The following is a 10,324-nucleotide window of genomic DNA, read 5'->3' as shown; positions in this document are numbered from 1 at the left end:
GCCACAGCCACAGCCACAGCCACAGCCACAGCCACAGCCACAGCCACAGCCACAGCCAATTAATTGCGTGATTAAGGTTTAGTTTACTTGTGTCTCTTTAGTCGTGTCGCTCCTCTATCGAAGAGGCAAAATGTGCTGGCATTGTAGTGGGAAGGTTAATTTCGCTAGCTAGTTAGAGGTTTATATCGCGATTTCATAATCTTAGAGGTGACCTAATGTCTGAAGCTATCTAGTGCAATTTCTATCCTGGGTTTTATGCAGGGAGCGGCATTATTGACTGTCTAGCAAGACTATACCGCTGGGAAGCAGCTAGTATCGTGGCGGTGAAAGTCTGGAATCGCAAAGTCTACAACAACTCCTACAGAGCCTAAAAGCTTGAGAGTTAGTACGTAAAGGAAAATCCTGTAGAAGAGATATCCTAGAAAACTATCGATCTACTGATACCAGACGCTCTCAATCATCTGTAATCGTAATAAATTTAAGGCGTGCGACACGGTCTCTGAAGTGTGTGGCGTGTTCGGGCTTAATCGAAATCGCCATTAATATTGGTAGTTAAAGCCCACAAAAATAAACTTGATGTTCAAATCGAAATTGATCATTAAAGTGACGTGAAAATAGCGCGTCAGGTGAGTGGATACTCGGCAGGCGTGAAGTCTATCCCAAGGCTAGTGTGACTTAATTAGGGATAGTTTGAGCCACTACTGGGTATATTAACTAGTAGTGGCCATATCAAAATACCTAATTTGACGTTAACGGGTAAATTACTGCCAGGGGGATTTTATTGTGTGACACGACTGTAAAGTGATGCCTCACTCCGGCTAAAGGCATCACTATTGCCGCAAGTTGTTTAGGTGGCTATTGTGGCGATAGCAGATAGAGTAAAGCATAGGTCGGTACGGTGACTGAGCAAATATAGCCGGGCGTATCGGTGTAATGGTGGTTTACACTTATAACGCCACAGCGGATATCCCAGATGACTCCAAGTCCTTGGCCAACATTACTTCTGCTGAGTTATAGGTATAAATATACGTGAGGCAATAAGGGATGGCGAATGGTTGTAACTAAGAAGGTCAAGAACAGTAAGTGATAGTTTCTTTTTACTTCTAAAGGGTGAGGCCATCTCCATGATATTGGGAGTTACAGCGAAGGTACCCTACATTTATGAAAGTGTTTTCGATACAAAAAAGCCTTCAATTAATGAAGGCTTTATAAGTTAACAGCAGCTTTTGTTATTAATAACCAGCGGCTTTAGCCTGATTTTCGTCATATTCAAGCTTTTCATGGGTCTGTCCCATTGCTTCAGCTACTTCTGGAGGCATATAGTTCTCGTCATGCTTAGCAAGAACTTCAGTCGCCTGAAGAGTGCCAGGTGCAGATAGAACTCCTTGAGCGACGATACCTTGACCTTCGCGGAACAAGTCAGGCAATAGGTCATCATAAGTTACAATGACTTCACCACCTAAAGAATCATGTACTGCAAATTGAACATGAAGGCTGTCGGGATCGCGTACCATAGAGCCTATGGTTACCATGCCGCCAATACGAATGCGTTGACCAATCTCTGGCATTACACCGGTATCTTTTTTACCCTGAACAATCTCAGTAGGAGTAAAGAACAAGTTTAAATTCGAGTTCAATGCATACAGAAGTAACGATGCAATTGCTGCAACACCACCGATTAAGGCAACAGCAAGGGTTAAGCGTTTCTTTCGTCTTGGGTTCACTATTTAGTACTCCGAGTTTCTTTAAGGCGTTCTTCTCGTTGAATCTTCTTTGCGATATCAACTAACACTTTACGTTTCTGTCTAACACTTGAAACGACTAGCGTTCCAAGAGAGAAGAAAGTGACTCCGTAAGCTAGCCATACATAAAAAGCATAGCCGCCCATGTTTAAAAATTCACTAATTGAGTCGAATTGCATTATTTGACCCCTTCTGCTTTAGCAAGTTCACGCACCCATGGACGCATGCCATTTCGTGCTAAAATTTCTGATCTAAATCTCACGATAGTAATCGCTGCGATCATAAGTCCGAAACCAACGATGTTGATAAGCAGCGGGTACAGCATATCGGTAGACATGGTTGATTTCTCCGTAATACGGATTGTAGATGGTTGATGCAATGAGCTCCACCAGTCTACAGAGTACTTGATAATTGGGATGTTGATGACACCAACAAGCGCCAAAATACCAGATGCTCTAGCGGCAAGTACTTTATCTTCAAATGAGGCATAAAGAGATATTATACCCAAATAAAGGAAGAGTAGTACTAACTCCGATGTTAGGCGGGCATCCCATACCCACCAAGCACCCCACATTGGTTTACCCCAGGTCGAACCTGTAATTAGCGCGATAAAGGTGATTACCGCACCAATAGGGGCAATAGAGGCAGCAGCCCAGTCAGCAGATTTAATCTGCCAAACAAGACCGATGAACGAACATGTTGCCATGGCCATATAAGCAGCCATCGACATCGACGCAGCCGGTACATGGATAAAGATAATTCGGTAACTATCACCTTGCTGGTAGTCAGTAGGGGCAAAACCTAAGCCCCAGATAGTACCTATACCGATAAAAGCGATTGCTAGTGTTGCAAACCAAGGTAATAGGTTGCTTGAAAGCTTGTAAGCGCGTTCAGGATCCGCGTAGGAATGTAACCATTTCCACATTTTAGTTAGTACTCACTCGTAAGGAAGCACCAATAGCAAATGGTGCTAACGTTAAAGAACCGATCAACATAGCGCCGATTATAGCGAGTTGACCATCATAAGGTAAATTCAGACCTGCAGCATCTATCGCGCTGGTCGCAAAAATTAGTACGGGAATATATAAAGGTAAAATTAGCAAACTTAGCAGCACGCCACCCTTATGGAGCCCAACAGTTAATGCCACACCTATGGCACCTAATAGACTCAATACCGGTGTTCCGAGAGCTAAAGTTGCGATTAGAGCGCCATAGCTATTGCTATCAAGATGCAATAGTACTGCTAATAATGGGGCCACTAAAATTAAAGGCACACCTGTTAATATCCAATGTGCTAGCACTTTAGCCAAAACCATTAATGGTAATGGTTGTGGGCTTAACAGCATCTGCTCGAGACTTCCGTCAACATAATCTGCTTTAAATAAACGTTCTAAAGACAGCATTGATGCTAGAAGTGCAGCAACCCAAATAATACCAGGTGCGACTCGAGTTAATACTTGTGGTTCTGGTCCGATTGCTAGCGGGAACAGGGTGACCACAAGAACGAAAAACAGGAGTGGATTGAATATATCGCCGCGGTGACGGATCGCAATCTGTAGATCACGCTTCAATACCGTACCGAAAGCCTGTGTATAGCTGATGCCTTTTTTCATAGTTAACCCCTAAACAAAGCGATAATCGAGACGGATTTTACGTAAGACATCATCGCTAATTACACCCATATCTTGGTGGGTTGTTAGGATGACACAGCCGCCACGCTTAGCATGAGCAAGAAACAAATGTTCCAGTTCTTCTACGCCTTTTTTATCGATTGCAGTAAAGGGTTCATCAAGAAGCCAAATCTTACAGTTCGTATGCCAAAGTCTGGCTAACGCAGTTCGTCTATGTTGACCTGCCGAAAGGTGGCCAGCTAGTGCTTCTTCAAAACCGGATAAGTTTACTTTTGAAAGGATTTCGCGAGTGTCGAAGCCATCATACCCACAGAGTCTTAAATTAAAATTAAGATTCTCTTCTGCGGTTAGTTCACTTTTAACGCCTGCTAGGTGGCCAAGATACAATAATTCATCATTGTACTCATCTCGACATCGAATGATGTCTTCACCTTTAAAATTGATATTGCCCGCATATGGGCGAGATAAACCTGCGATGATCCGCAAAAGGCTTGTTTTACCGGCACCATTAGGCCCCTCAATTTGAACAATCTCACCTTCAGTTATTTCGAAGGACAGTTCCTCAAAAAGAATACGCTCTTCTCTAATGCAGGTTAAGTTACTAGCTGATACCAGTGTTGTTGCTTTTAATTGTTCTACCACTGAGCCCTCTATATCATGCTGTATAAAAACACAAGTAATCCTAACACATAGACTTTCAAGCGTTTAGTGCAGCGTGAGGTTAAGTGTCAGCAATTTGATGTAGTTCCAATATTAGAAAGTTTTTAGGAACTTTTTATACATTTGCTAATACTAATATATTGACATTTCTGAGAGCGGTGTCTTGTGTAGCAGCCTTAAATGCGATTTAAATCACAAATAGATGCCATTTAGCGAAGTTTGTAGTAACCTAGCCCAGCTATAATCAGTCTGCCGCATTCGATAAGGGCAGCATGAGCTTTGTGAGAATTTGCATTAGGAACCTATAAAATGAAAAAATTATTAGCACTGACTGCAGTTGCTGCGTTGACTTTGTCTACAAGTGCATTTGCCCAAGACGGTAAAGCTATCTACGACAAAGCATGTCAAGTTTGTCACAGCATGGGTGTTGCTGGTGCTCCAAAAGCACATGATGTTGCTGCATGGGAGCCTCGTTTGGCGAAGGGCACTGACGCACTAGTATCAAGCGTTAAATCAGGTCTAAACGCAATGCCACCAGGTGGAATGTGTACTGATTGTTCAGACGAAGACTACAAAAAAGCAATTGAGTTTATGTCAAAGTAAGCTTTTTGTAGATATAAAAAAACCGGCTTATGCCGGTTTTTTTATGTCTGTAAATGGAGATTATTGAACTTGGGTATCAAGAATAAGTTGCCCTGTATCACCAAGCTTTAGCATTGAAAGCTTCCCTTGAATGTCACCTGCTTGTGGCTTAACACTGCCATGTTTAGATAACACTGCGATGACTTCAACTGCTTTAGCATCGCTTAACTTAACGTTACCGCCCATATTAGTGCTGTCATCAAGTGTAATTGTTACTGGCAATGATTCTGCAGATACTTTCGTTGCCGCTAAAGGGACTTTTGGCCCTTCTGTTGAGCGAGCAAAGATGAATAACATATCGGTGCTAGCAACTTGAGCTTGAAGTTCTGGAGAAATAGAGACCTCTATCGTTACCGTCTTAGCGGTCGCTTTAGGTTTCACATTCTTATGAGCGTCATCACTTGGCATTTCGCCTTCAGTTTCCATTCTCATTTTCGCGCTGTCGATAGCATTGATGATGGCACTGCGGTCAACATCCTTACTTTCGCTATCCAAAATCAATTGCCATGCATCTATAGCAGTTTGATATTCCGCAGAGAAGAAAGAATCCATGCCGACAAGTAATAATGTTGAAGGGTCTGAATCATCAAGCGCAAGCGACTGGTCAATCAAGGCTTGAACTGCGGGTGTCATCTGTTGGTTTGAACGGTAATACAAAGCGGTTGCTTTAGGGCCGAGTAGCTCAGCATGTACGCCAACCAGCTCCATCGTTTTATCGAAGGCTTTGATGGCATCATCATAACGATTAGCAGAGATGTATGTGTGACCGAGGCTAAACCATAACTGACTGTTATCAGGTTGAGCTTGAGCCTGCGCTTCCATTTCTTGGACTCGCTGCGACATGATTTGAGCTGTATCCATGCCTGCATGTGGTCCATTGGACGCTACTGGTTTGTCTAAGTTTTGATATGCACCCAGTGTGGAATACATATAGCCACAGATACCAAGGATTACTGCTGACATCACAGTAGGCCATACGATGCTTTTAGGCTTCAGTTTGTTGACAAGAGATTCATCATCACCCTGCTTCATATCTTGAAGCAGGCCCATTTCAAGCTCTTTTTTAAGCGCATCAAATTCAGCTTGTTCAAGTAACTCTTCACTGAGTTCTTTCTCTAATACAGAAAGACGCTCAGTAAATAATTCTAAGTTGGTGCTTCTACGAACACCGGCTTCTTCCGTCTGCAGCATTTTTTGCTGACGAAAATGTGGGAACCAAATCAGCGCTAGGCTAACCAACACAAATAAGGCTATCAAAATCCAGAATGTGGTCATTATGTCTATTTCACTTTAGTTTGCGAAAAAGCGGATTTACCGCTGAACGAGGGGTCAGATTATACGTAAAGATTATTCATTGAACAGTAATATAACCTGAAATGGTCATAGTTGCGCACTTGTTCACAGATTGATTTTATTTGCAAAAGAACTGGAAACTTACGGGAACTTATTGAGTCTGACTTAAAAATGCCACCAAATCTGCTCAGTTTATGGTGGTATTTCTTGATCACTGTTAATGTGTTGCTCGTACTAATAATAAGGGAAGAATGCGACAAGTCACCCATATTTGTACGAAATAGGCAGACAGGAACAACAGCAAACACTAAACTGAGCTAAATTTGTACCCTTTTTAGTAGTGTTAACTACGGACACGTATGTAATGATATTAGCGTATGCTTATCAATACATGATTTAGGACTGAGGAAAACCCATGATCCCAGAATTAGGACACTTTTCGCTGATTATAGGCCTGGCATTTGCCATGCTTCTAGCCATCGTCCCTTTAGTAGGTGTAGCGCGCAAAGACCAATATTTGGTGCGCTATGCTTGGCCATTAACATACGGAATGTTCTTCTTTATTCTCACCTCCGTTATCGCGCTCGGTTATAGTTTTGCCGTCGACGATTTTTCTGTCGCTTATGTAGCGCATCATTCAAACTCCGAATTGCCAATATTCTTTAAGATTGCCGCAGTCTGGGGTGGCCACGAAGGTTCATTGCTATTTTGGGTTTTCTCATTATCAGCTTGGGCTGCAGCAGTCGCATTGTTTAGTAAAGGCTTAGAAGAAGTCTTTACTGCACGAGTGCTAGCCATTTTAGCCATGATACTGATTGGCTTCACGCTATTCATGTTGCTGACATCTAGTCCGTTTGAGCGGCTGTTTCCGATTCCGATGGAAGGTCGAGATCTTAACCCAATGTTGCAAGATGTTGGCTTAATTTTCCATCCTCCAATGCTGTATTTAGGCTATGTAGGCTTCTCTGTAAGCTTTGCATTTGCTATTGCGGCACTGATGAGTGGACGTTTGGATTCTGCTTGGGCTCGTTGGAGCCGTCCTTGGACATTAGCGGCTTGGGTATTCCTTACTGGTGGTATCGCACTCGGTTCTTGGTGGGCATACTATGAGCTTGGTTGGGGTGGTTGGTGGTTCTGGGATCCAGTCGAGAACGCATCATTTATGCCTTGGTTAATTGGTACTGCACTTGTTCATTCGCTTATTGTGACTGAAAAGCGTGGCGCGTTCCGTAACTGGACTGTTCTATTATCAATTTTTGCATTTTCGCTGAGTTTACTGGGTACCTTTATTGTACGTTCCGGTGTACTCACATCAGTGCACTCATTTGCAGCAGACCCAAGTCGAGGAATGTTCATTCTATTACTACTTGGTTTGGCTGTCGGTGGCTCGCTCACGTTGTTTGCCTTCCGAGCAAGCGAGATGAAAAGCCCCGCACGTTTCCAGCTTAAGTCTAAAGAAACCATGCTGTTGGTGTGTAACTTATTGCTCACTGTAGCGTGTGGTACTGTTTTACTTGGTACGCTCTATCCACTCCTTATTGATGCTTTAGGTATGGGTAAGATCTCAGTAGGCCCTCCATACTTCAACGCAGTATTTGTTCCAATTGTCCTCGTACTATTTGGTTTCATGGGTATTGGTCCAATAATTCGCTGGAAGAAATCAAAAGATGGTGAGTTAAAACGCCAACTTATGATCCCTGCCATGATCGCCGCGGTTGTAGGTTTAGCAGCACCATTCATCGCCGATGGTCAGTTCAATATCTGGGTTGTCTTGGGTACTGGAGCCGCAACTTGGGTGACGTTAATGACATTCCGAACAGCTTATAATATCGTTAAGACCAAAGAAGGTCCTGTCGATATGACACGTTTAGCTCGCAGTCAGCTCGGTATGATTTTTGCGCATCTAGGTATTGCAGTGTCTGTACTTGGGGCAACGATGGTCTCTAACTACTCTATAGAGAAGAGTGTACGTATGGGACCTGGTGTTTCTCAAGAGCTTGCTGGATACACCTTCAAGTATCTAGAGACTAAAAATGTAGTTGGTCCTAACTATACTGCGCAGCAAGGTCAGATCGAGGTTTATCAAGGTGATGATTACGTTACATTACTAAAACCAGACCGTCGTCAATACAATGTTCGTACAATGGACATGACCGAAGCGGGTATCGATTGGGGCTTATTCCGAGATCTCTACGTCACAATGGGCGACCCTATTAGCCGTACAGAGTTTGCGGTTCGTCTGAACTATAAGCCGTTTGTTCGCTGGTTATGGTTCGGAGCTATCTTCATGATGATCGGTGGTTTCTTTGCTGCATCTGACAAGCGTTACAGAGTTAAAGCAAGCAGCACAGATAAGAGTACCGTAGAAAAAAATGATAAGTTAGCAACGGCGTAATAGGAATAGGGTAAGTATGAAAAAGCTAGTTTTATTTATTCCACTAGTTGTGTTTTTAGGTTTGGGAGTGTTTCTTTATAAGGGACTCTTCCTTAATCCTCAAAACCTCGATTCTGCTCTAGAAGGAAAGCCGATACCGGCTTTCCAATTAGAGATTTTGGAAAAGACAGGGGAAACTCTGACTAATGAGACTCTGAAAGGAAAAGTTTCAATACTCAATGTGTGGGCGACTTGGTGTCCTTCATGTAAGTATGAACATCCTTTTTTAATGACATTAGCGCGTAAAGATATTTTACCCATTTATGGTATTAACTATCGTGATGAGCGAGCATTAGCCATTCGCGAGTTAAGCCGTGAAGGTAATCCATACACGATCAATATATATGACCATAAAGGCCGTCTTGGGTTAGACCTAGGTGTCTATGGTGCTCCAGAGAGTTTCCTTGTCGACCATAAAGGGATTATTCGTTATAGATACGCCGGTCCTATTGACGCACGTATTTGGAAAGAAACCTTATATCCTATGGTTCAAGAGTTACAAGCTGAAGCTGCAAAGGATGGTGCATCATGATAAAGACATTAATTAAGGGTCTATCAGCTTTTGTTCTATTGCTGAGCATGGCATCAGTGGCTAATGCCACGCCAGTAGATACTTATCAGTTTAAGTCTCCTGAAAACCAAAAGCGTGCGCTTTCTTTAGCGCATTCACTACGCTGTCCACAGTGTCAGAATCAGAATCTGGTCGATTCGAATTCACCGGTTGCTCAAGATCTTCGTTTAGAAGTATACGAAATGGTCGACGAAGGTAAAAATGACGATGATATCATTGAGTTTATGACAAGTCGTTACGGTGAGTTCGTACTATACAAGCCAAGAATGGAAGCTAAAACCTATGTTCTGTGGTTAGGCCCTATAGGTTTATTATTATTCGGCGGTATGATTGGCTTTCTGTTTATTCGTAAACAACGTATAGCTGAAAGCAATACTGAAGAACTGACTTCGGAAGATCAGAAAGAGTTAGATCGTCTTTTGAAGCGAGATACTAAATGAAAAACATAGTATCTGGATTATTTGCGGTTGCCTTAATGTTTACAGGGCAAGCGCAAGCTTACCCTGGAATGCAAAAAAAAGGCGAAGTGAAGATCCAATCAAGTGTTGATCAAATCAGTGTATTGCCTAAACCATTCCCTATTGAAGCCGTTCCTTTTAAAGATAGTCAAGGTAACGCGGTAGATTTCAGTCAATATAAAGGAAAGGTTGTCATGGTTAACATGTGGGCGACTTGGTGTCCTCCGTGTGTAAGGGAGCTTCCGGCGATTAGCCGCTTCTCTGCTAAGATCGGATCTGACGAATTTGAAGTGCTACCTGTTTCTATCGATCTTGATGGTAACAAGCAGGTTGAGCCTTTTTTGAAGTCATTAGGGATGGAAGAGTTCACTACCTTTTATGATAAAGAGCAGAGTTTAGGTAACGTATTTCCTTTAGATACGATTCCTGCGACTTTTATCCTTAATAGAGACGGTGAGTTGATCGCTTTTGTTCGTACCTTTGTAGATTGGGACGATGACAAAGCGGTTACGTTAATAAAGGGCTTTTTGGAACAAGCACAGTAATAGATACTGAGTAAGTTCAAATTGACGATAAAAAGGGGCTTTTAGCCCCTTTTTCGTACGTATTGTTTGGTAACTATGCGGTTGGTGTGATTATTCCATTTTTATACATAAATCCTCTTGTGCTCCATCAGTATTCCCCTATAATGCGCATCCACTGACACGGCACTGCAGGCCAAGTAACTTACCGCAAGGTTAGGAAACACGGGACTTGCAGCGTAATCAGTATCTCTTTTAACTAAGAGGTGAGAGTTAAATCTTCTCGGAGATGAGACTCAGGTGACAAGCGCTTTAAGGGCTTCGGGTTTGATAGTTTTTCACATTAGTGATTAAGAAATCAGCACTCGAAAA

11 protein-coding genes are annotated in these 10,324 nt (G+C 42.6%); 5 read left to right on the top strand and 6 right to left on the bottom strand.

Annotated elements, in window-relative coordinates:
• Positions 1-1,232 precede the first annotated feature (1,232 nt).
• From ccmE to ccmA, 5 genes are read right to left on the bottom strand one after another with little or no spacing between them, the layout of a single operon-like run.
• On the bottom strand, positions 1,233-1,724 hold the full coding sequence (ccmE, locus tag CXF82_RS09550) for a cytochrome c maturation protein CcmE (protein WP_101089192.1): 492 nt from the start codon (positions 1,722-1,724) through the stop codon (positions 1,233-1,235).
• Positions 1,724-1,921 (bottom strand): heme exporter protein CcmD, encoded by a 198-nt coding sequence (gene ccmD, locus CXF82_RS09545; RefSeq protein ID WP_101089193.1) that lies wholly within the window; start codon positions 1,919-1,921, stop codon positions 1,724-1,726. Before ccmD ends, ccmE begins: the two co-directional genes overlap by 1 nt.
• Positions 1,921-2,667 carry a heme ABC transporter permease gene (locus tag CXF82_RS09540; RefSeq protein WP_102039836.1) on the bottom strand — a complete coding sequence of 249 codons (747 nt, stop codon included), beginning with the start codon at positions 2,665-2,667 and terminating at the stop codon, positions 1,921-1,923. Before CXF82_RS09540 ends, ccmD begins: the two co-directional genes overlap by 1 nt.
• 1 nt (position 2,668) lies before the next feature.
• Positions 2,669-3,355: a heme exporter protein CcmB gene (gene ccmB / locus CXF82_RS09535; protein ID WP_101089195.1), complete on the bottom strand. Its 687-nt coding sequence runs from the start codon at positions 3,353-3,355 to the stop codon at positions 2,669-2,671.
• 9 nt (positions 3,356-3,364) lie between these two features.
• Complete coding sequence (ccmA, locus tag CXF82_RS09530; RefSeq protein WP_101089196.1) at positions 3,365-4,015, bottom strand: cytochrome c biogenesis heme-transporting ATPase CcmA; 651 nt, start codon at positions 4,013-4,015, stop codon at positions 3,365-3,367.
• Positions 4,016-4,342: 327 nt separating this feature from the next.
• On the opposite strand from ccmA, the gene CXF82_RS09525 reads away from it, so the two are divergent.
• Positions 4,343-4,636 (top strand): c-type cytochrome, encoded by a 294-nt coding sequence (locus CXF82_RS09525; protein ID WP_101089197.1) that lies wholly within the window; start codon positions 4,343-4,345, stop codon positions 4,634-4,636.
• Positions 4,637-4,696: 60 nt separating this feature from the next.
• On the opposite strand, the gene ccmI is transcribed toward CXF82_RS09525, so the two are convergent.
• A complete protein-coding gene (ccmI, locus tag CXF82_RS09520; protein WP_101089198.1) occupies positions 4,697-5,950 on the bottom strand; it encodes a c-type cytochrome biogenesis protein CcmI in 1,254 nt (417 codons plus the stop codon).
• Positions 5,951-6,383: 433 nt separating this feature from the next.
• Here ccmI and CXF82_RS09515 point away from each other — a divergent pair, with 433 nt between their 5' ends.
• Genes CXF82_RS09515 through CXF82_RS09500 form a run of 4 tightly spaced genes read left to right on the top strand, consistent with a single transcriptional unit; the run spans position 6,384 to position 9,976 of the window.
• The gene (locus CXF82_RS09515; RefSeq protein ID WP_102044083.1) at positions 6,384-8,363 is read left to right on the top strand and encodes a heme lyase CcmF/NrfE family subunit; all 1,980 of its coding nucleotides are present in this window, start codon (positions 6,384-6,386) and stop codon (positions 8,361-8,363) included.
• Positions 8,364-8,379: 16 nt separating this feature from the next.
• Positions 8,380-8,934 carry a DsbE family thiol:disulfide interchange protein gene (locus tag CXF82_RS09510; RefSeq protein WP_101089200.1) on the top strand — a complete coding sequence of 185 codons (555 nt, stop codon included), beginning with the start codon at positions 8,380-8,382 and terminating at the stop codon, positions 8,932-8,934.
• Positions 8,934-9,413 carry a heme lyase NrfEFG subunit NrfF gene (gene nrfF / locus CXF82_RS09505; protein WP_180961116.1) on the top strand — a complete coding sequence of 160 codons (480 nt, stop codon included), beginning with the start codon at positions 8,934-8,936 and terminating at the stop codon, positions 9,411-9,413. The genes CXF82_RS09510 and nrfF overlap by 1 nt, the downstream gene beginning before the upstream one ends.
• Positions 9,410-9,976, top strand: a complete 567-nt coding sequence (locus CXF82_RS09500; protein ID WP_101089201.1) for a TlpA disulfide reductase family protein — start codon at positions 9,410-9,412, stop codon at positions 9,974-9,976. Before nrfF ends, CXF82_RS09500 begins: the two co-directional genes overlap by 4 nt.
• Positions 9,977-10,324: the final 348 nt, after the last annotated feature.

This window comes from Shewanella sp. GutDb-MelDb, from assembly GCF_002836075.1.
Lineage (GTDB): Bacteria > Pseudomonadota > Gammaproteobacteria > Enterobacterales > Shewanellaceae > Shewanella.
The sequence above is the reverse complement of the archived record's forward strand: the minus strand, read 5'-3'. Positions and strand labels throughout refer to the sequence as shown.

What these genes read in the sequence shown, in the direction of transcription:
- CXF82_RS09525 (WP_101089197.1), top strand. Translation starts at nt 4,343, where the DNA reads ATGAAAAAATTATTAGCACTGACTGCAGTTGCTGCGTTGACTTTGTCT.
- ccmB (WP_101089195.1), bottom strand. Translation starts at nt 3,355, where the DNA reads ATGAAAAAAGGCATCAGCTATACACAGGCTTTCGGTACGGTATTGAAG.
- ccmD (WP_101089193.1), bottom strand. Translation starts at nt 1,921, where the DNA reads ATGCAATTCGACTCAATTAGTGAATTTTTAAACATGGGCGGCTATGCT.
- ccmI (WP_101089198.1), bottom strand. Translation starts at nt 5,950, where the DNA reads ATGACCACATTCTGGATTTTGATAGCCTTATTTGTGTTGGTTAGCCTA.
- CXF82_RS09510 (WP_101089200.1), top strand. Translation starts at nt 8,380, where the DNA reads ATGAAAAAGCTAGTTTTATTTATTCCACTAGTTGTGTTTTTAGGTTTG.
- CXF82_RS09515 (WP_102044083.1), top strand. Translation starts at nt 6,384, where the DNA reads ATGATCCCAGAATTAGGACACTTTTCGCTGATTATAGGCCTGGCATTT.
- CXF82_RS09540 (WP_102039836.1), bottom strand. Translation starts at nt 2,667, where the DNA reads ATGTGGAAATGGTTACATTCCTACGCGGATCCTGAACGCGCTTACAAG.
- CXF82_RS09500 (WP_101089201.1), top strand. Translation starts at nt 9,410, where the DNA reads ATGAAAAACATAGTATCTGGATTATTTGCGGTTGCCTTAATGTTTACA.